Origin of the sequence: Pseudomonas sp. NY15354, from assembly GCF_048068075.1 — a bacterium.
GTDB classification, from domain to species: domain Bacteria; phylum Pseudomonadota; class Gammaproteobacteria; order Pseudomonadales; family Pseudomonadaceae; genus Aquipseudomonas; species Aquipseudomonas guariconensis_C.
Map to the genome: position 1 here is coordinate 1 of NZ_JBLUPV010000016.1, position 20,915 is coordinate 20,915.

Annotated in this window: 15 protein-coding genes, 3 tRNA genes and 1 pseudogene; 17 read left to right on the forward strand and 2 right to left on the reverse strand. The window is 63.4% G+C overall.

Annotated elements, in window-relative coordinates; all coding sequences use genetic code 11:
- Nucleotides 1–275: 275 nt before the first annotated feature.
- From ACNFCH_RS16050 to ACNFCH_RS16120, 15 genes and pseudogenes are all read left to right on the forward strand, one after another.
- Entirely contained in the window at nucleotides 276–1,280 is a 1,005-nt protein-coding gene (locus ACNFCH_RS16050) for an aspartate-semialdehyde dehydrogenase (RefSeq protein ID WP_337158748.1), read from the forward strand.
- Nucleotides 1,281–1,351: 71 nt separating this feature from the next.
- Nucleotides 1,352–4,051: a FimV/HubP family polar landmark protein gene (locus tag ACNFCH_RS16055; protein ID WP_337158749.1), complete on the forward strand. Its 2,700-nt coding sequence runs from the start codon at nucleotides 1,352–1,354 to the stop codon at nucleotides 4,049–4,051.
- 54 nt (nucleotides 4,052–4,105) lie between these two features.
- Nucleotides 4,106–4,996 (forward strand): tRNA pseudouridine(38-40) synthase TruA, encoded by an 891-nt coding sequence (gene truA / locus ACNFCH_RS16060; protein WP_416743112.1) that lies wholly within the window; start codon nucleotides 4,106–4,108, stop codon nucleotides 4,994–4,996.
- Between the two features lie 60 nt (nucleotides 4,997–5,056).
- Nucleotides 5,057–5,677, forward strand: a complete 621-nt coding sequence (locus tag ACNFCH_RS16065; protein WP_337158750.1) for a phosphoribosylanthranilate isomerase — start codon at nucleotides 5,057–5,059, stop codon at nucleotides 5,675–5,677.
- Between the two features lie 250 nt (nucleotides 5,678–5,927).
- Entirely contained in the window at nucleotides 5,928–6,821 is an 894-nt protein-coding gene (gene accD / locus ACNFCH_RS16070) for an acetyl-CoA carboxylase, carboxyltransferase subunit beta (RefSeq protein WP_043206823.1), read from the forward strand.
- A pseudogene (gene folC / locus ACNFCH_RS16075) lies at nucleotides 6,821–8,124 on the forward strand (bifunctional tetrahydrofolate synthase/dihydrofolate synthase). Before accD ends, folC begins: the two are co-directional and overlap by 1 nt.
- Nucleotides 8,108–8,782: an SPOR domain-containing protein gene (locus tag ACNFCH_RS16080; RefSeq protein WP_337158751.1), complete on the forward strand. Its 675-nt coding sequence runs from the start codon at nucleotides 8,108–8,110 to the stop codon at nucleotides 8,780–8,782. Before folC ends, ACNFCH_RS16080 begins: the two are co-directional and overlap by 17 nt.
- A 192-nt stretch (nucleotides 8,783–8,974) precedes the next feature.
- Entirely contained in the window at nucleotides 8,975–9,529 is a 555-nt protein-coding gene (locus ACNFCH_RS16085) for a CvpA family protein (protein ID WP_043206819.1), read from the forward strand.
- 42 nt (nucleotides 9,530–9,571) lie between these two features.
- Nucleotides 9,572–11,077 carry an amidophosphoribosyltransferase gene (purF, locus tag ACNFCH_RS16090; RefSeq protein ID WP_070092554.1) on the forward strand — a complete coding sequence of 502 codons (1,506 nt, stop codon included), beginning with the start codon at nucleotides 9,572–9,574 and terminating at the stop codon, nucleotides 11,075–11,077.
- 15 nt (nucleotides 11,078–11,092) lie between these two features.
- Nucleotides 11,093–12,304 carry an O-succinylhomoserine sulfhydrylase gene (locus ACNFCH_RS16095; protein WP_337158752.1) on the forward strand — a complete coding sequence of 404 codons (1,212 nt, stop codon included), beginning with the start codon at nucleotides 11,093–11,095 and terminating at the stop codon, nucleotides 12,302–12,304.
- Entirely contained in the window at nucleotides 12,301–13,074 is a 774-nt protein-coding gene (locus ACNFCH_RS16100; protein ID WP_337158753.1) for an SDR family oxidoreductase, read from the forward strand. The genes ACNFCH_RS16095 and ACNFCH_RS16100 overlap by 4 nt, the downstream gene beginning before the upstream one ends.
- Before the next feature lie 176 nt (nucleotides 13,075–13,250).
- A tRNA-Val gene (locus tag ACNFCH_RS16105) sits at nucleotides 13,251–13,326 on the forward strand.
- 78 nt (nucleotides 13,327–13,404) lie between these two features.
- A tRNA-Asp gene (locus ACNFCH_RS16110) sits at nucleotides 13,405–13,481 on the forward strand.
- 99 nt (nucleotides 13,482–13,580) lie between these two features.
- Nucleotides 13,581–13,657: transfer RNA gene (locus tag ACNFCH_RS16115), tRNA-Asp, on the forward strand.
- Nucleotides 13,658–13,858: 201 nt separating this feature from the next.
- Nucleotides 13,859–14,731, forward strand: coding sequence for a DUF2242 domain-containing protein (locus ACNFCH_RS16120; RefSeq protein ID WP_337158754.1), 873 nt, complete (start codon nucleotides 13,859–13,861; stop codon nucleotides 14,729–14,731).
- A gap of 299 nt (nucleotides 14,732–15,030) precedes the next feature.
- On the opposite strand, the gene ACNFCH_RS16125 is transcribed toward ACNFCH_RS16120, so the two are convergent.
- Nucleotides 15,031–16,071, reverse strand: coding sequence for an AraC family transcriptional regulator (locus tag ACNFCH_RS16125; RefSeq protein WP_337158755.1), 1,041 nt, complete (start codon nucleotides 16,069–16,071; stop codon nucleotides 15,031–15,033).
- Between the two features lie 4 nt (nucleotides 16,072–16,075).
- Entirely contained in the window at nucleotides 16,076–17,194 is a 1,119-nt protein-coding gene (locus tag ACNFCH_RS16130; RefSeq protein WP_337158756.1) for a carbon-nitrogen hydrolase family protein, read from the reverse strand.
- Nucleotides 17,195–17,377: 183 nt separating this feature from the next.
- Here ACNFCH_RS16130 and ACNFCH_RS16135 point away from each other — a divergent pair, with 183 nt between their 5' ends.
- Both ACNFCH_RS16135 and ACNFCH_RS16140 read left to right on the forward strand, forming a co-directional pair.
- Nucleotides 17,378–19,414, forward strand: coding sequence for an FAD-dependent oxidoreductase (locus ACNFCH_RS16135; RefSeq protein WP_416743113.1), 2,037 nt, complete (start codon nucleotides 17,378–17,380; stop codon nucleotides 19,412–19,414).
- 209 nt (nucleotides 19,415–19,623) lie between these two features.
- Entirely contained in the window at nucleotides 19,624–20,850 is a 1,227-nt protein-coding gene (locus ACNFCH_RS16140; RefSeq protein ID WP_337158758.1) for a hypothetical protein, read from the forward strand.
- Nucleotides 20,851–20,915: the final 65 nt, after the last annotated feature.

Here is a 20,915-nt window from a genome sequence, read left to right on the forward strand (position 1 = left end):
TCATGGCGTTTCTCACGTTCCAAGGCATGGCGAAAATCCTGGCAAAGGGGGCTGCCGGGAAGTGTCAACCATGTCTCCGCACACGTGTCCACCATGTGTCCGGTCTCTACACCAAGACCAAAGTGACCCGCCGTAAAGGCGGAAAGCGCCAGTGGCGCCACCACCAAAAATGGATATGCTCAAAACTCAAAACGTCCAAGCCCAAGCAAAACTACTCCCCACCACTCAATCCAAGTAAAGTGCCGCACCCCAAGTTCCGCCAGAAGGCCCAAACCATGCCCCAGCCCATAGACATCGCCATCATCGGCGCCACCGGCAGCGTCGGCGAAACACTCGTCCAGATCCTCGAGGAACTCCAATTCCCCGTCGCCACCCTGCACCTGCTGGCCAGCATGGAGTCCGCTGGCAGCAACATGATGTTCGCTGGAAAGAAACTGCGCGTCCGCGAAGTCGACAGTTTCGACTTCAGCCAAGTCAAGCTGGCCTTCTTCGCCGCAAGCCCCGCCGTCACCCGCAGTTTTGCTCCCAAGGCCCAGCAGGCCGGCTGCTCGGTCATCGACCTGTCGGGTGGCCTGGAGCAGGCCCTGGCGCTGGTCCCGGAAGCCAACGGGGACAAGATCGCCCAGCTCAAGTCTCCTGTGCTGATCGCCAGCCCCAGCGCAGCGGCCGTTGCATTGGCAGTAGCCTTGGCGCCGCTCAAAGGCTTGCTCGACATCGAGCGGGTACAAGTAATGGCTTGTCTGGCCGTGTCGGCCCAGGGCCGCGAAGCTGTCAGCGAATTGGCCCGCCAGACCGCCGAACTGCTCAATGCCCGGCCGCTGGAGCCGCGTTTCTTCGATCGTCAGGTCGCTTTCAACGTGCTGGCGCGGGTTGGTGCGGCCGATGAACACGGTCACACCAGCCTGGAACGGCGCCTGGTCGATGAGCTGCGGGTGCTGCTTGACCTGCCGACGCTGAAAATCTCCGTGAGCTGCGTTCAAGTCCCGGTGTTTTATGGCGATAGCTTCAGTGTGGCGGTGCAGAGCCGTCGCCCGGTCGATCTGCTGGCGGTCAACGAGGCGCTCGAGGCCGCCGATGGCATCGAGCTGGTCGAGCCGGAGGATTATCCGACAGCCGTCGGCGACGCAGTGGGGCAAGACGTGGTCTATGTTGGTCGTGTACGCCATGGCATCGACGAGCAAGAACAACTCAACCTCTGGCTGACCACCGACAATGTGCGTAAAGGGGCCGCCCTTAACGCCGTGCAAGTGGCCGGATTGTTGATAAAAGACATGGTGTAAAAGATACTGGCGCGTACTTTTGTCCTACACCACACGCAGGTCTAGGGACGATTCTTAGAAGGGAAGAGGTCATGCTTCGAATTCGCAAACTGGTTCTGGCCATGGCAGCAGCCTCGGCGCTGTCGTCTGGCATGGCCAACGCCCTCGGGTTGGGTGAGCTGACCCTTAAGTCGGCGCAGAACCAGCCGCTGGACGCCGAGATCGAACTGCTCGACGTGCGTGACCTCACCGCTGCCGAAGTGGCGCCGAGCCTGGCGCCACCGGAAGAGTTCTCCAAGGCTGGGGTGCCTTACCCGTCCTACCTCGAAGACTTGACCTTCACACCGGTGATCAACCCCAACGGCAAGAGTGTGTTGCGGGTGACCTCCAGCCAACCATTGCCGGCACCGGTGGTGAAGTTCCTGGTCCAGGTGATGTGGCCGCAAGGTCGCTTGCTGCGTGACTACAACGTTTTGCTCGACCAGGCCAAGGCCCAGGGCGAGGCGGCCTCCGCCACCGGCATCGCGCCAGCGGTCAGTGGTACCAGCCGCTACACCACCAAACGTCGCGATACGCTTTGGCAGATTGCCGCGCGCAACAGCCAGGGCGGCTCGGTCCAGCAGACCATGCTGGCTATCCAGGCCCTGAACCCGGATGCCTTCATCGGCAACAACATCAATCAGCTCAAGATCGGCCAGGTCCTGCGCCTGCCGGATCAGCAGCAGATCCAGAACATCCCTCAGGGCGAGGCGGTTCGCGAAGTCGCCGAGCAATACGCGGCCTGGCGTGAAGGCCGGCGCCTGGGGCCTCGCGCCCGCCAGCTCGATGCGACCCGCCGAGGCGCGGCCGAGGCAGCACCGGCGCGAATCGCCCAAGGCGACAACCTGCGTCTGGTCAGCCCGGATTCCAAGGGCGCGGCAGGTGATGCCAAGGCGCTCAGCGATAAACTGGCCGTGGCCCAGGAAAGCCTCGACACCAGCCGTCGTGACAACGAAGAACTCAAGAGCCGCATGGCTGACCTGCAGAGCCAGTTGGACAAGCTGCAGCGTCTGATCCAGCTCAAGAACGATCAACTGGCGCGCCTCGAGGCCCAGGGTGCGGCGGGGCAGCCCCCGGCAGCCGCAGCCTTGCCTGGCGAACCGGCCCCTGCGCAGCCGGCGGTCAATGCCCAGCTGACCCCGGCCGAGCCTGTGGTCGAGCCGGCACCGGCAGCCGTGGACACGGCGCCTGTCGTCAAGGAAACCCCTTACCAAGGCGTGCTCGACGAGCTGCTCGGCAACCCGCTGTTGCTGGGGCTGCTGGCCGGTTCGGCCTTCCTGGTGTTGCTGTTGTTGTTGCTGCTTCTGGCACGCAAGCGCAAGGCACAGCAGGAAGCAGAGAAACACCTGCGCATGGCGCGGGCCCTGGCCGAGGAAAATGAGCGCGGTCCTGACCTGAACATGCCGCCAGGCAGCTTCGATGACCTGGATGTGTCGGCGCCGAGCGTGACACTGTCACCAGCCGTGGTGGCAGCTTCCGCCGCCGCTGCCGTTGCCGCGGAGAAGCCGACCGCACCTGCGCCGGAGTCTGCCCCTGCTGTCGCGCCTGTGGCAGCGGCTGATCCGCTGGCCGGTTTGCTCGCCGAGGTCGACCAGAGCCTGGCGCAAGGGCGTCTGAACCACGCCGCAGACCTGCTCGAGCCTGCGCTGATTGCTCAGCCAGAGCGTGGCGACCTACGTCTGAAGCTGATGGAAGTCTATGCCCGCCAGGGGGATCAGAACGCGTTCGCCAACGAGGAGCGCCGTCTGGCGCCGACCGAACAGAACAAGGCCGAAGTCGAGTCGCTCAAGGAGCGTTTCCCGGCGATGGTGGCCGTCGCCGCTGCAGGTCTTGGTGCTGCAGCCCTGGCTGCCGAAATGGACGCGCAGTACGTTCAGGACCTGCTGCAGGAAAGCACTGATGAGGTCGTTGACAGCGAACCTGCGCCGGAGCCCGAATCTGAGGCGGCAGCCGTTGCCCAAGTGGAGCCTGAGCCACAAGTGGAGCCTGAGCTGGATGGGATCATCGAGACGCCAGTCATCGATGAAAACGATCTGGACAGCGCCTTCGACCTCAGCCTGGATGATGACCTTCCCGAGGACGCAGCGCTTGGTTTCGCGTTGCCGGAAGAGCCCGTGGTCGCTGAAGCGCCCGTGCTGGAAAGTGTCGAGCCGGTCGCGCCGCAGACCGATGCCGACGAAGATTTCGAAGCCTTGCTCGAGCAGGCCCAGGTTCAGGCCGAACCACAAAGCCTGGACGATCTGGCCGATTTCGATCTGGACATTGGCGAAGCGCAGTCTGCGGCGTCCACTCCTGCTCCTGCGGAGGCCGAAGAGGCGCCGGTGGATGTGGCGGCTGAGTTGGCAGCCTTCGATGAGATTCCTGAGTTCGATCCGATTTCCGAACTGGAGCTGCCGGAAGACTTCGATCTGTCCCTGTCGCTGGACGATGAGTCGCCGGCGGCCAAGAGCTTTGCCTCGGAGCTCGACGACGTCAACGCCGAGCTGGACAAGCTTTCCCAGAGCCTGGAGTCGCCTTCGCTCGAGCCGCACTTCACCGCTGAGGATGCTGCCCAGGAGCCGGATCCGCTGGACGATCTGGACTTCGACTTCTTCTCCGGTGCTGACGAAGTGGCGACCAAGCTGGACCTTGCCCGCGCCTACATCGACATGGGCGATCACCAAGGGGCGCGCGACATCCTCGATGAAGTGGTCAAGGATGGTGATGACAACCAGCGCCAGGAAGCCGAGGAGATGCTTTCGCGGCTGGTCTAGCACCAACCGATTCACCCGATAACGGCAGCCCTCGTGGCTGCCGTTGCCGTTATAATGCCGCCTTTCGTTTCATCCACAGGTTTCACGTTCTTGGACATTAACGACATCGAGGCAACCGAATCGGCGGCCGAAGGCTACTCCCGCATCGCTCTAGGCGTGGAATACAAAGGCTCGCGCTACCGTGGCTGGCAGCGCCAGGCCAGTGGTGTGCCAAGCGTCCAGCAGGCATTGGAGCAGGCGCTGTCGACGGTGGCCAACGAGCCGATCTCGGTGATCTGCGCCGGGCGTACCGACGCCGGTGTGCATGGTTGCGGCCAGATCGTTCACTTCGACACCCGCGCGGTGCGCGATGAGCGGGCTTGGACCATGGGCACCAATTTCAATCTGCCCAACGACATCAGCGTCACTTGGGCGCGTCCGATGCCCGCGGATTTCCATGCCCGTTTCAAGGCCATGGCGCGGCGCTATCGTTATGTGATCTACAACGACCCGATCCGCCCTGCGCATTTGGCCGAGGAGGTCACCTGGAACCACCGGCCGCTGGATGTCGAGCGCATGGCCGAGGCGGCCCAGTTCCTGCTCGGGACCCATGACTTCAGCGCGTTCCGTGCCAGCCAGTGCCAGGCCAAGTCGCCGATCAAGCATATCTACCACCTGCGCGTCACCCGCCACGGCAAGATGATCGTGCTGGACGTTCGCGCCACGGCGTTCCTTCATCACATGGTGCGCAACATCGCTGGTGTGCTGATGACCATCGGTGCAGGCGAACGCCCGGTGACGTGGGCACGCGAAGTGCTGGAAGGGCGCAATCGTCGCGAAGGCGGCGTCACCGCCCACCCCTACGGCCTGTACTTGGTGCAGGTGGAGTACCCCGAGGTCTTCGCCTTGCCGCAACGTTACATCGGCCCACACTTTCTCACCGGTTACGAGGCGTTGGCAGACTGACGGGCGAAACGTCATTTGCTACCATCCGGCCTTTCACCGACCACTCAAGGTTCGCCGTCCATGAGCAACGTTCGCAGCAAGATCTGCGGGATTACCCGCATCGAGGACGCCCTGGCTGCCGCCGAAGCCGGTGCCGATGCCATCGGGTTGGTCTTTTATGCCAAGAGCCCGCGTGCGGTGGACGTGCGCCAGGCGCGGGCGATCATCGCCGAGCTGCCGCCGTTCGTGACCACGGTGGGCCTGTTCGTCAATGCATCGCGGTGCGAACTCAACGAGATTCTCGAGGCGGTGCCGCTGGACCTGCTACAGTTCCACGGCGATGAAACCCCGGCCGACTGCGAGGGTTACCATCGGCCCTGGATCAAAGCGCTGCGGGTGCGTCCCGGCGATGACCTTGAGTCGGCCTGTCAGCGGTATGCAGGGGCCCGTGGCATTCTCCTGGATACCTACGTGCCCGGTGTGCCGGGCGGTACTGGCGAGGCCTTCGACTGGTCGCTGGTGCCTGCTTCGCTGAGCAAACCGATCATCCTGGCTGGCGGCCTGTCTGCGGGCAACGTCGGTCAGGCCATCGCCCAGGTACGGCCTTATGCCGTTGATGTCAGCGGCGGGGTGGAGCAAGCCAAAGGCATCAAGGATGCGGCGAAGATCGAAGCCTTCATGCGTGCGGTGAAACAGGCGTGACGTTGGATGTGACGGCTGCCCGCGCGGCATCGTCCATAGCTTTCGCAGCCCGGTGCTGCCAAGCCCACCCCTTGGGTGGGTGGTGTGGTTCGCCGGCATGACAGATTGACGATGGCCCGACCGCCAGGTCGGCCCCGCTCAACGCGGGCCCCGGACCGGGCCATCATCGTTTCATTGAAGAACATGAGCTCAAGGGCAGGGCATGGCTGGCCAGACCGGCCCCCGCCCACCGATACTGGAGAAAGAAAGCATGAGCAACTGGTTAGTCGACAAACTGATCCCTTCGATCATGCGTTCCGAGGTGAAGAAGAGCTCGGTGCCGGAAGGCCTGTGGCACAAGTGCCCGGCATGCGAGTCCGTGCTGTATCGTCCGGAGCTGGAAAAGACCCTGGATGTCTGCCCCAAGTGCAACCACCACATGCGCATCGGCGCGCGTGCGCGCATCGATATCTTCCTCGATCCCGAGGGCCGTGCCGAACTGGGTGCGGACCTGGAGCCAGTGGATCGTCTGAAGTTCCGTGACGGCAAGAAGTACAAGGATCGCCTGACCGCTGCCCAGAAGCAGACCGGCGAGAAGGATGCGCTGATCTCCATGAGCGGCACCTTGATGGGCATGCCGATCGTGGTCAGTGCCTTCGAGTTCTCCTTCATGGGTGGCTCCATGGGTGCCATCGTCGGTGAGCGCTTCGTGCGCGCTGCCAACTACGCCTTGGAAAACCGCTGCCCGATGGTCTGCTTCTCGGCTTCGGGCGGCGCGCGCATGCAAGAGGCCTTGATCTCGCTGATGCAAATGGCCAAGACCTCGGCCGTGCTGGCCCGCCTGCGTGAAGAAGGCATTCCGTTCATCTCGGTACTGACCGATCCAGTCTACGGCGGCGTTTCCGCAAGCCTGGCAATGCTCGGTGACGTCATCGTCGGTGAGCCGAAGGCGCTGATCGGCTTCGCCGGCCCGCGCGTGATCGAGCAGACCGTGCGCGAGAAGCTGCCGGAAGGTTTCCAGCGCAGCGAATTCCTGCTCGAGCACGGCGCCATCGACCTGATCATCTCCCGTGGCGAGCTGCGCCCACGCCTGGCGCGTCTGCTGGCCCAGATGACCGGCCAGGCGACCCCGGCGCAAGCCCTCGAGGCGGCTGCTGTCGCGTGATGAGCACTCGCACGCTGGGCGACTGGCTCGCCTACCTCGAGCAGTTGCACCCTTCGGCCATCGACATGGGCCTGGAGCGTTCTCAACAGGTGGCGGCACGGCTCGGCCTGGGCAAGCTGGCGCCTCGGGTGGTGACGGTTACCGGTACCAACGGCAAAGGCTCGACCTGTGCGTTCGTGGCATCCTTGCTCCGGGCGCAGGGGCTGAAGGTCGGCGTGTACAGCTCACCGCACCTGTTGCGTTACAACGAGCGGGTGCGCATCGACGGTGCCGACGCCAGCGATGAGCGCCTCTGCGAGGCGTTCGCCGCGGTAGAGGCGGCCCGTGGCGAGATCTCCCTGACCTATTTCGAGATGGGCACGCTGGCGGCGTTCTGGCTGTTCCAGCAGTCCGCGTTGGATGCGGTGGTGCTCGAGGTCGGCCTGGGAGGGCGTCTGGATGCCGTCAATCTGATCGATGCGGACCTGGCGCTGGTCACCAGCATCGGTGTCGATCATGCCGATTACCTAGGTGATACCCGCGAATCCGTCGCGTTCGAGAAGGCGGGAATCTTCCGCCAAGGCAAGCCTGCCCTGTGTGGTGACCTCAACCCACCGCAGCCGTTGCTGGACAAGGCGCGTGAACTGGCTTGCCCATTCCTGCTGCGCGGCCGCGATTTCGATCTGGCAACCACCGATCGACACTGGCAGTGGCGGGGCGCCCGGGCCGACGGCAGCAGCGTGGAACTGCATGACCTGCCGCTGCTCGACCTGCCGATGGAGAACGCCGCCCTGGCGCTGCAGGCCTATCTATTGATGGGGCTGCCGTGGGAGGCTGGGCAGATTCGTCAGGCATTGCTCGATACCCAGGTGACCGGTCGTCTGGATCGCCGCGCGGTGCGCTGGCAAGGTCGGCGTCTGGAGGTGTTGCTGGATGTGGGGCACAACCCCCATGCTGCCGAGTACCTGGCCGCCCGTTTGGCCGCGCGCCCCATCAGGGGGCGTCGCCTGGCAGTGTTCGGTCTGCTCGCCGACAAGGACCTGGAGGGTGTGATCGCGCCGCTCGTGGGGGGGGTCGACGAATGGGCAGTGGCGCCGCTCGAAACGCCACGCAGCCGCCCAGCTGCAGAGCTGGCGGCAGCCTTGACGAACGTCGGTGCGGCGGTGAAGTCTTATGCCAGCGTCGATGCCGCCCTTGAGGGGCAGTGTGCGCAGGCGACGGCGGATGATCAGATCTTGCTGTTCGGTTCGTTTTTCTGTGTTGGCCAAGCCCTGGAATGGCTAGAGCGGCAAGCTCCGGAGGAGTAGATGGCAGTGCTGGATAAAGGGATTAAGCAGCGCATGGTGGGTGCGTTGGTGCTGGTGGCGCTGGCGGTGATTTTCCTGCCGATGCTGTTCACCCGTGAAGACGAGATGCGCCAAGTGCGTGTCGAGGCGCCTGAGGCGCCTGCCATGCCGAGCCTGCCGCAGGTTCAGGTCGAGCCTGTGCAGGTGCCTGAGCCCCAGCCACTGCCCGAGGTCTCGGCGCCCATGCCGGAGCAGCCACCGGTGGTGGTCAATGAATCCAGTGCACCGATGACCACCCCGAGCCAACCGATCGCGCCAGCGCCCACCCAGGCGCCGGCGCCCAAGCCTGCGCCAGCACCCGCACCGAAGGTCGAGACGCGCCCGGCTGCCGCCACGTCCGCACCCGCAGTCAGCGCCCCCAAACCGGCCGCACCGTCCAAGATCGACGTCAATGGTCTGCCGGTGAGCTGGTCGATTCAATTGGCCAGTCTTTCCAATCGCGCTGGCGCCGACAACCTGCAGAAAACCCTGCGCAGCCAGGGCTACAACGCCTACATCCGCTCCGCCGACGGCATGAACCGTGTCTACGTCGGGCCGCTGATCGAGCGGGCCGAGGCCGAGCGTCTGCGGGATGTGATCAACCGCCAGCACAACCTCAAGGGCTTCGTGGTGCGCTTCCAGCCAGAGCGCAACTGATCTGCGGTGGCTGCGCGGCCTATCGCAGGCTGCGCCAGCTCCCACCATTGCTGGTTTGACAGGGGTAGAGAGCTCCCAGCGGGCCTTGTGTCGCGAGAGGGCGCAAAGCAGCCCCAATGGGCTGACATTCCGCTTACCCCAAACCCGCCGCTCTGGTAAAATGCGCCGCCTCAAACGTCGGCAGGCAACACCGTGGCATTTACCTGGGTCGATTGGGCGATCATCGCGATCATCGCCATTTCCTCACTGATCAGTCTCAAGCGTGGCTTCGTCAAGGAAGCCTTGTCCCTGCTCATCTGGATCATTGCCGGTGCGGTTGCCTGGATGTTCGGCGGCTCCCTTTCGCAGTATCTTGAAAGCTATATCCAAACGCCTTCGGCGCGCATCATCGCCGGCTGCGCCATTCTTTTCGTCGCCACCTTGCTGGTGGGGGCCATGATCAACTTCCTTATCGGCGAGCTGATCCGCGTGACCGGGCTATCCGGCACCGATCGTTTCCTCGGCATGGCCTTCGGGGCCGCGCGTGGTGCCTTGCTGGTGGTGGTGGCCATCGGGCTGTTGAGCCTGGGGCCTGTGCAACAGGATCCGTGGTGGCAGGAATCACGCCTGATACCACAGTTTCTATTGGTCGCGGATTGGTCCAAGAACCTGATCCTCGGGTTCACCGGTCAATGGATGTCCAGTGGGATCAGCGCACCGGCTGATCTTCCGTTCAAGGAACAGTTGCTCGGGCCTACCAGGCCTTGAGCGCTTTTCAATCAAGTTTCATCAAAGTAGGGGTTGCGTCGCATGTGTGGCATCGTCGGTATCGTCGGTAAGTCGAACGTCAATCAGGCGCTGTATGACGCGCTAACCGTGCTCCAGCACCGCGGCCAGGACGCTGCCGGTATCGTGACCAGCCATGACGGCCGGTTGTTCCTGCGCAAGGATAACGGCCTGGTGCGTGATGTCTTCCAGCAGCGCCACATGCAGCGCCTGGTTGGCCACATGGGTATTGGCCATGTCCGCTACCCGACTGCGGGCAGCTCCACCTCGGCCGAGGCGCAGCCGTTCTACGTCAACTCGCCTTATGGCATCACCCTGGCGCACAACGGTAACCTGACCAACGTCGAGCAGTTGGCCAAGGAGATCTACGAATCGGATCTGCGCCACGTCAACACCAACTCCGACTCGGAAGTGCTGCTGAATGTGTTCGCCCATGAGCTGGCCGTGCGCGGCAAGCTGCAGCCGACCGAAGACGACGTGTTCGCTGCGGTTTCCCACGTGCACAGCCGCTGTGTGGGTGGCTACGCCGTGGTCGCGATGATCACCGGCTATGGCATCGTCGGCTTCCGTGACCCCAACGGTATCCGTCCGGTCGTGTTCGGCCAGCGTCATACCGACGAGGGCGTCGAGTACATGATCGCCTCCGAAAGCGTCGCCCTGGACGTGCTTGGCTTCACCCTGATCCGTGACCTGGCGCCGGGCGAAGCGGTGTACATCACCGAGGAAGGCCAGCTGTTCACCAAACAGTGCGCCAACGATCCGAAGCTTCAGCCGTGCATCTTCGAGCACGTCTACCTGGCCCGCCCGGACTCGATCATGGACGGCGTCTCGGTGTACAAGGCGCGCCTGCGCATGGGTGAAAAGCTGGCCGAGAAGATCCAGCGCGAGCGCCCTGACCACGACATCGATGTGGTCATCCCGATCCCGGACACCAGCCGTACCGCTGCCCTGGAACTGGCCAACCACCTGGGCGTGAAGTTCCGCGAAGGCTTCGTCAAGAACCGTTACATCGGCCGTACCTTCATCATGCCCGGCCAGGCCGCACGCAAGAAGTCGGTGCGCCAGAAGCTCAACGCCATCGAGCTGGAGTTCCGCGGCAAGAACGTGATGCTGGTGGACGATTCCATCGTGCGTGGCACCACCTGCAAGCAGATCATCCAGATGGCCCGCGAAGCCGGTGCCAAGAATGTCTACTTCTGCTCCGCGGCCCCCGCGGTGCGCTACCCCAACGTCTACGGCATCGACATGCCGAGCGCTCACGAACTGATCGCCCACAACCGTACCACCGAACAGGTGGCCGAGTTGATCGGCGCCGACTGGCTGGTCTACCAGGACCTGCCTGACCTGATCGAATCGGTCGGTGGCGGCAAGATCAAGATCGAGCACTTCGATTGCGCGGTGTTCAATGGTGAATACGTCACCGGCGACATCGACGAAGCCTACCTTGAGCGTATCGAGCAGCAGCGCAACGATCTGGCCAAGGTCAAAAATCAGGCTGTCAGCGCGATCATCGACCTCTACAACAACTGATTTGGGAGCGACGGCATGACCGATCAATGGGATGCCGGTCGACTGGACAGTGACCTCGAGGGTGTCGGTTTCGACACCCTGGCGGTGCGCGCCGGTCAGAACCGTACACCGGAAGCCGAACACAGCGAAGCGCTGTTCCTGACGTCCAGCTATGTCTTCCGCACCGCCGCCGACGCGGCTGCGCGGTTTGCTGGCGAAACGCCCGGCAACGTCTATTCGCGTTACACCAACCCGTCCGTGCGCGCCTTCGAGGAGCGTCTGGCGGCCATGGAAGGTGCCGAGCAGGCCGTGGGCACCTCCACCGGCATGGCGGCGATCCTGGCCGTGGTGATGTCACTGTGCAGCGCCGGTGATCACGTCCTGGTGTCGCAGAGCGTGTTCGGCTCGACCATCAGCCTGTTCGAGAAGTATTTCAAGCGTTTCGGCGTGCAGGTGGATTACGTGCCGCTGGTCGACCTCAACGGTTGGGAAAAGGCTATCAAGGCCAACACCAAGCTGCTGATCGTCGAGTCGCCCTCCAACCCGCTGGCCGAACTGGTCGATATCGCCGCACTGGCCGAGATCGCCCACGCCCGTGGCGCGATGCTGGTCGTGGACAACTGTTTCAGCACTCCGGCATTGCAGCAGCCGCTCAAGCTCGGCGCTGACATCGTGTTCCACTCCGCGACCAAGTTCATCGATGGCCAGGGCCGTTGCATGGGCGGCGTGGTGGCCGGACGCAGCGAGCAGATGAAAGAAGTGGTGGGTTTTCTGCGTACCGCTGGCCCAACGCTTAGCCCCTTCAACGCCTGGATCTTCACCAAAGGTCTGGAGACGCTCAAGCTGCGTATGCGCGCCCACTGCGAGAGCGCTCAGGCGCTGGCCGAGTGGCTGGAGAAGCAGGATGGCGTGGAGAAGGTTCACTACGCCGGCCTGCCGAGTCACCCGCAACACGAACTGGCCAAGCGCCAGATGAGTGGCTTCGGCGCGGTGGTCAGCTTCGAGGTCAAGGGCGGCAAAGAGGGCGCCTGGCGCTTCATCGATGCGACCCGCGTGATCTCCATCACCACCAACCTGGGTGACAGCAAGACCACCATTGCCCACCCCGCGACCACCTCCCACGGGCGTCTTACGCCGCAGGAGCGTGAGGCGGCAGGCATCCGCGACAGCCTGATTCGTGTCGCTGTCGGCCTGGAAGACGTGGCTGACCTGCAAGCCGACCTGGCCCGCGGTCTGGCGGCGCTGTGATCGACTGGAAGGGCGGTGAGCCGGACCATAATGGTCGGGTAGCCCTGGTCACCGGTGCCGCTCGCGGCATCGGCCTGGGCATCGCCGCCTGGCTGATCTGCGAAGGCTGGCAGGTGGTGCTCAGCGACCTGGACCGCGCGCGGGGTTCCAAGGTGGCCAAGGCCTTGGGCGACAATGCCTGGTTCGTGTCCATGGATGTCGCCGACGAGGCTCAGGTCAGCGCTGGCGTCTCCGAGGTGCTGGCACAGTTCGGTCGCCTGGATGCCCTGGTGTGCAATGCCGCCATCGCCAATCCCCACAACCAGACCCTCGAGAGCCTATCGCTGGCTCAGTGGAGCAGGGTGCTGGCGGTCAACCTGAACGGGCCGATGCTGCTGGCCAAGCACTGTGCGCCTTATCTGCGCGCCCATGGCGGGGCCATCGTCAATCTGACTTCCACCCGTGCCCGACAGTCAGAACCGGACTCCGAGGCTTACGCAGCGAGCAAGGGTGGCCTGTTGGCGCTGACCCATGCACTGGCCATGAGTCTTGGACCGGAGATTCGCGTCAATGCGGTCAGCCCCGGTTGGATCGACGCCCGGGACCCTTCCCTGCGTCGTGCAGAACCGTTGACCGAGGCCGACCATGCCCAGCATCCAGCGGGCAGGGTGGGGACGGTGGAGGATGTCGCGGCGCTGGTGGCGTGGCTACTGTCGCGCCAGGCGGGGTTCGTCACCGGCCAGGAGTTCGTGGTCGATGGCGGCATGAGCCGCAAAATGATCTACACCTGAGCGGCACGCTATTCGTCACAAGCTGCAAGAGGGGACCGTGAGGTCCCTTCGTTGTTTGTAGTACGCAGCTTTTTTGCCCTTTTTGAAAAAAAATCCAATGGGGCTATTGACTTAGCTTCGGTACCTGCGTAAATTTCGCGGCCTCAGCGAAGCAAACGCACCAAGCAACACAGCGAGGGTGATTAGCTCAGCCGGGAGAGCATCTGCCTTACAAGCAGAGGGTCGGCGGTTCGATCCCGTCATCACCCACCACTTCCTGAGGCGTTCCTGACCCAGGAGACTTCGAAAGAAGCTTCCTAATTGAGAGGAACCGGACGCAAGTCCATATGCGCAGCGGTAGTTCAGTCGGTTAGAATACCGGCCTGTCACGCCGGGGGTCGCGGGTTCGAGTCCCGTCCGCTGCGCCACTTTTTCTTCAGATGGGTGTTATCACCGGTCTGGGGTCTGAAGGCCAAGAGCACTTCAGGCCGATCCCAGTTTCAATCAGGCGAAAGCCTGAACGATACGCAGCGGTAGTTCAGTCGGTTAGAATACCGGCCTGTCACGCCGGGGGTCGCGGGTTCGAGTCCCGTCCGCTGCGCCATCTTCGCCACGAGGTCCCATGAACACCTCGGCGCAACAAGAAAGCGACCTTAGGGTCGCTTTTTTGCTTTCCGGGCCCGCGTCATTCAAGCGGGTCTGCTGGTCGGTTATATGAATTTTCCCAGCCAAGCGTGCAACGCGGTTTCAGTGATTGGCCATGTGTTGCACAATAGGCGCAGTTTGTCCTACCCCGGAACCCATGATGTCCAGAACCTCCGTCTTCGGTGCGCTCGGGCTAGCCCTTGTGCTGGCGGGCGTATCCGGTTGCTCCTCGAAGAAGCCTGCGATCTACGAGCACGAGAACTTCGACGACTCGGGCACCTTTTCGCGCAGCTTTCCGGTCAGCGAGGCCGGCTCGTGCGAGGCGGCCCGGCGCGCGCTGCTCAGCCAGGGTTACATCATCACCAGCAGTGGTGCCAACCAGATCGCGGGTAACAAAAGCTTTCAACAGAACGCCGAGAATCACCTGCAGATCAGCTTCAACATCACCTGCGTCCCAGACAGCGGTGATGAGCAGCGCTCCACCATGTTCGCCAACGCCTTGCAGGACCGTTATGCGCTGAAGAAGTCCAACACCTCCGCAAGCCTCGGCGTCGGTGTCCTGGGCTCGGTGTCCATGCCTATCGGTTCGACCGACGATTCCATGGTCAAGGTGGCCAGCGAGACCGTCACCGCGCCGCAGTTCTACGAGCGCTATTTCGCCTTGGTCGAAAGTTACCTGCCAAAGCCTAAAAAGGTGAAAAAAGCCGTGCCCAAGGTCGAGGCGCCCAAGCCTGAGAAGCCAGCTGCCGATTTGGGCCTGCCAGAGCAGGCCTCGGCACAGCCCGTGGCCGCACCGCTTGCGGCCAGTGCACCCGCTTCGGCCCCTGAACCCGTACCGGCCCCCGCCCCAGTAGCAGCTCCGCTCGCAGCCGAAGCGCCTGCGGCCGTCACGGCACCTGCCAGCGAGGTGCCGGCGGCGCCGGTGGTCGATGATAGCCACGGCTCGCAGCCCGTTGCTCCGCCCGCCGAACCTGCGCCGATCCAGGTGCAGCAGGAGATGCCCGTGACCGAGGCGGCCCCGGCCCCCTTGTAAGCTCGCAGCCTTTGCGGTGCGCCTGTGGCCGGAGAAACCTTCCTTACCTAACTTCCTGAACGCCTGCTACGTTTACCCTTCATCAGGGTGTCATGAAATGTTCACGCCGCCCGCTTAGCGTGACGGCATGACCCGACAGATGAACGAGAAGAGGAAGTACGCCAATGGATGACTATCAGGAAGAGTTGCTCGAATACCAAGCCTACGAGCTGGACCCCGTGGAGTCGGCAGACGACGCCACCGAGCTCTAGGCGCTATACCGCTCCATTTCATACAGATCGTAGCGTTTCATACAGGGCCTAGCCCACCCGCCGCTGATTGCGGCGAAACTCCCCCGGTGTCAGGCCGGTCCAGCGCTTGAATGCGCGCTGGAAGGCCTCTGCCGACGCAAACCCCAAGAGATAAGCAATTTCGCCGAAGGCCAGCTCCGTCTCGCGGATGTAGGTTTCGGCGAGGTCGCGGCGTGTGTCATTGAGCAGGTTGCGAAACCGCGTGCCTTCCTCGGCCAGCTTGCGACGCAGGGTCCAGGTGGGCAGTTGCAGGTGGCGCGCCACGGCTTCGAGATCCGGTTCCTGGCCGCCATTGAGCAATGGGCCGAGCAGATGGGTGATGCGCTCGCCCAGGCTGCGCACGCGGGTGCGTTGGGCCAGTTCCGCTTCGCACAGCTGCAACAGGTGTTGCCAGGTGCTGGGGCAGTGTTGGAGGTTGGGCAAGTCCAGGGTGGCGCGGTCCAGGCGTAATTGGTTGCTGGATGCTCCGAACTGCACCGAGGTTGCGCTCAACGCTTGGTATTGGGCTGCATAACTGGGCGCCTGGAATTCGATCTCCATGCGCTCGGCCTGCACCGAGTGGCCTGCCAGGTGCGAGAGCTGGGCCAGCCAGCCGGCCAGCAGCGAGTCGACCACGAAGCGGTTGTAGGCGTTGTAGGGGCTGATCGAGTAGAAGCGCAGCCAGGCGCCATGGGCGTCCTCCAGGAAGCTCGAATGGCCCCGGTAATTGGCGGCATACAACGGCTCGAAGTGCAGCAAGACGCGCGCGGCCTCGCCGAGCGTCGGGGCTTGGGCGGCGGTGACGCCTGCCAGGCCTGCCTGGGCCAGGCGACTCAGGCGACCCATGTGCAGGCCCAAGGCCGGATCGCCACACAGCTCGATTGCGGCATGACCCAAGTGCATGTAGCGCGGAATCGACAAGCGCGCGCCAGCCTCGGCCAGGCGCGCATCGTCCAGCCCGTAGCGGCCCAGAAGCGGGGCGGGGTCGTGCCCCAACTGTTGGAGCGCCTCGCCCAGGGGCTGGACAAAACCTACCGAGAGTTCGCCCAGGCGTATGCGAGGCCGGGTCATGGGATTACAACCAGAGATTGATCAGGCGAGCGCCGTGGCTGGGGCTGCCGGCCAGGTGCGTACCTGCCTGGTTGGCAAAGCCCTGGCCGTCGCTGCCCTGTTCCCAGAACTGGCCGCGCAGGAAAACGCTCAGGCTGGGGGTGGTGCTGTTGGCTGTCAGGGTCAGTTGCTGCCAGGCCGTCTGTTCGCTGACTTGGCCGCGCTGCAGTGGCAATTCGGCCGTCGCGTCCTGGTGGCGGTTGCCACGCCAGGGCGTGTTCCAGGTGTCTTTGCCGCTGAGGAAAACAGGGTTGGCGATCAGTTCCACCGATTGTTGCGCCAGTTGGCGGTAGTTTTCCGGATACCAGCTGTCACTGCCCACCAGCACGCCCAGGCGGCCAGCCGGGGTCTGGATGACCTGCAGAGGGAACTTACGGCCATGGTGGACGTAGCGACGTACTTCACTGTCCGGATACTGCTGGTGCTGGGGTTGGCCCAGTACCGAACCGTCGCCGCCGAACACCAGGCTGCTGTTGAACAGCGGGCCGCTGCCGGCGCGCAGTACGCCGTGATCCAGGTAGGGCGCGGGCAGGACGATGGAGCCGGCCACCAGTGTCACGCCGAATTCCTTGGCCAGTCCACCGAACAGTTGCTGGTAGTCGCTGGCCATCTGTTCGGCCTTCATCCGCAGGTGGGCGTCGGAGCGCCGATCATCACCCGTGGCGGTCAGCATGGCCAGGCCATAGCGCAGCGGGTTGCTCACCTCCAGCCATTGCCAGGCCTCGTGGCGCTGGGTGACCTGATACAGCTCGTTCTTTTCGCCACGGGCCCAGAGCCAGGTACCGATGTGTTCTGGCAGTACCACCACCGTACGCGGGCCGACCAGGCCTTGGGCGCGGGCTTGCTCCAGATAGGCTGAAAGCTTGCGGTGCAGGCGTTGAAGGTTCTGGTAATCGCCCGGGTAGAGCACAGGTTCGATACCCAGCAGGTTGCCGTGTTCACCCGGCACCCCCTGGTTGAGCGCCAGTTCGATACGCAGATCGGAAAGGTAGTGGCCTTCCGGGCGCTGCATCGTCCAGAAGCCGTAGCCGCAGAGGGCGGCGATCATCACCAGCGCCAGAGCGCCTGCCAGGAGTTTTCGCATGAAGCGCCAGGGCACCTTCACTGTCTAGGGTGTCCTAGGGTAGACCCGCTGTGCAGGAGGATCAATAAGTTGTCAGTTTCGATCATTGAGCGTGTTCAAACGGCTGTTTAATGTCGATGTCTATAAACGACGGGACCTGCGAGGTACCCGCGCTCTGTGATCATGCCAACTGGGAGTTCATCCATGGCCGCCACTCCATATCCGCACCTGCTGGCTCCGCTCGATCTGGGCTTTAGCACTTTGCGCAACCGAACGCTGATGGGCTCGATGCATACGGGCCTTGAGGAGCGCCCGGGCGGTTTCGAGCGCATGGCTGCCTATTTTGCCGAACGCGCCCGGGGCGGCGTCGGCCTGATGGTCACCGGCGGCATCGCACCGAACGACGAAGGCGGGGTGTATTCCGGCGCAGCCAAGCTCAGCACCGAGGAGGAGGCCGACAAGCATCGTATCGTCACCGAGGCGGTGCATGCCGCGGGTGGCAAGATCTGTCTGCAGATCCTCCACGCCGGGCGATATGCCTACAGCCCTCGTCAGGTCGCGCCCAGTGCCATCCAGGCGCCGATCAACCCGTTCAAGCCCAAGGAGCTGGACGAGCAGGGCATCGAGAAGCAGATCGCCGACTTCGTCAACTGCGCAACGCTCGCCCAGCGCGCAGGCTACGATGGTGTCGAGATCATGGGCTCGGAAGGTTACTTCATCAATCAGTTCCTCGCCGCGCACACCAACCAGCGTACCGACCGCTGGGGGGGCAGCTACGAGAACCGCATGCGTCTGGCCGTGGAGATCGTGCGCCGGGTGCGCGAGGCGGTGGGGAGCGACTTCATCATCATCTTCCGCCTGTCGATGCTCGACCTGGTGGAAGGCGGTAGCACCTGGGACGAGATCGTGCAGTTGGCCAAGGCCATCGAGCAGGCCGGGGCTACCTTGATCAATACCGGTATTGGCTGGCACGAGGCGCGCATCCCCACCATCGCCACCAAGGTGCCGCGCGCGGCCTTCACCAAAGTGACCGCCAAGCTGCGCGGCGCGGTGAGCATTCCGCTGATCACCACCAACCGCATCAACACGCCGGAGGTGGCCGAGGCCGTGCTGGCTGAGGGCGATGCCGACATGGTGTCCATGGCTCGACCGTTCCTGGCCGACCCGGAGTTCGTCAACAAAGCCGCCGCAGGCCACAGCGAAGAGATCAACACCTGCATTGGCTGCAACCAGGCCTGCCTGGACCACACCTTCGCCGGCAAACTCACCAGTTGCCTGGTCAACCCGCGTGCCTGTCACGAGACGGAGCTCAATTACCTGCCGGTTACCCAGATCAAGCGGATCGCGGTGGTAGGCGCGGGCCCCGCAGGGCTGGCCGCGGCCACCGTGGCCGCCGAGCGAGGCCATCAGGTGACGCTGTTCGACAGCGCCAGCGAAATCGGCGGGCAGTTCAATGTCGCCAAGCGTGTTCCGGGCAAGGAAGAGTTCCATGAAACCCTGCGTTACTTCCGCAACAAGGTGGCGCGCACCGGTGTCGAGCTGCGCCTCAATACCCGGGTCCGGGTCGATGAGCTGGTGGCGGGCGGTTTCGACGAGATCATCCTCGCCACCGGCATCAGCCCCCGTACCCCGGCGATTCCGGGCATCGAGCATGCCAAGGTACTGAGCTACCTGGACGTGCTGCTCGAACGCAAGCCGGTCGGCAAGCGTGTGGCTGTGATCGGTGCGGGTGGTATCGGTTTTGATGTGTCCGAGTTCCTGGTGCATGAGGGGGTTGCCACCAGCCAGGACCGCGAGGCGTTCTGGAAGGAGTGGGGCATCGATACCCATCTGCAGGCGCGGGGTGGTGTCGCCGGCATCAAGGCCGAGCCGCATGCGCCAGCGCGGCAGGTGTACCTGCTGCAGCGCAAGAAGACCAAGGTCGGCGATGGCCTGGGCAAGACCACGGGCTGGATCCACCGCACAGGCCTTAAGAACAAGCACGTGCAGATGCTCAACAGCGTGGAGTACCTGGCCATCGACAATGACGGCTTGCACGTGCGTATCGGTGAGGGCGAGCCGCAGGTACTGGCGGTGGACAATATCGTCATCTGTGCAGGGCAGGAGCCGCTGCGTGAGTTGCAAGAAGGGCTGGTCGCGGCGGGGCAATCGGTGCACCTGATCGGTGGGGCCGACGTGGCGGCGGAGCTCGATGCCAAGCGGGCGATCGATCAGGGGTCGAGGCTGGCCGCCCAGTTGTGATCGGCCCGAGATCGCGGGGGCGTCTTGCGCCCCACGCGTGACGCTCACTGCTGCAAGATCAATGCACGCCGGTGCTTGGCCGTGCACCTTCCACAATCCACCGCATCCTGGATTGGGAAGTTTCCTCAAAATGCTCGGAAATGTCGGCTATTTGAGGATTAAGCACAGCGCATAGGCTCTTGGGCTACCCGGACTTATGAGAGCGCTGCATGTTTCCCACAAAAAAGATGCTCGAAGCATTTACATCCTTGCGTTGGTTCAAAACGAGCGTGTTTCTGGGGATGTTGACCGGACCTCTGTGTAGCGAGGCGGTAGAGACCGTCATCAGCGCGCGCTACAACGGCAATGCTTCTGGAGAGTTCGAGAACACCACGCCAGAGGCTGCCTATTGCAAGAGGTTCCCTGGACGGTGCGTCGGGTACAAGCTGTTCACGGCCAACTTGCCCATCACCTACGATAGGCAGTCGGTACACGCTTCCCCGGACCCTCGCAAGCAATTCTACTTAAAGGCACCCGCGAGCCGTACCGTTCGGGTGACCCATGACAAGGGCATAGACGCCCATGAGCTGCTGTTCGAGATCACTCACCTCAGCCAGGGCGTGACGAACGATCCTAGATTCCAGGGGGCGGCGAATCCGGTGTTCACGGCCTACGTCTATGGGGGGTGCAGTCATGTGGCAGCAACGGCGGTAGGCTCGATGAGTTATTACCTGCGGGCCGTTCGCTCACCCACAAGTCCAACAGGTTGTTACTCAAGCGGTCACGAGGGCAGCGCGGGTGATGTTCATCAGAATCCCGTCGATACACTGGGCGTGGGCTTCAGATTGACCATGCCTTCGGCGCTGCGAATGAAACAGGGCATCTATCGCGGCAGTCTTGACTTCACTGTTGGCCCTGGAGGCGATTTCGACCCGGGGGAGGGCGTCACCAACCTCAATTCGCCAACCCTGCGGATCAACTTCGAACTGGATGTCCAGCACGCGTTCGTCCTGAACTTTCCCGCCGCGAGCGACCGTGCCGTGCTGGAGCCTCCAGGAGGTTGGTCGCGGTGGCTCGGAGGGGGCACGCCGCCCTCTCGCCTCGAGCGCAGCATGCGCTTGAACCTATGGTCCACCGGCCCGTTCAAGGTCTACAAAGTGTGTCAGTACGACCAGGGCGCGGGCTGCGGCATTCGCAACGGTGCGGGCCACGAGGTGCCTGTCGAGGTGGCTTTGACGCTGCCCTCGGGCGTGCAGCATGCCAATGCGCCCGTGCGTCGGCTGGCCATTCCGACCGGCCGCGATGCCGCCCTAGCGTTCGACATGGCGATGCCTGTGGTTGGCCAGTCGGGGCAGTTGCACTTCGATGTCGTCTCTCAGCATGTCAAGTCCATGCTCGACTATCCCGGCAGCACGTATCTAGGCGATGTGACGGTGTTGTTCGATGCCGCGCTTTGAGCGGGTGGCGCTGATGGTGCAAATGTGGAACACGGGGTGCACAGCGGCCCCGTGATCTCGATACA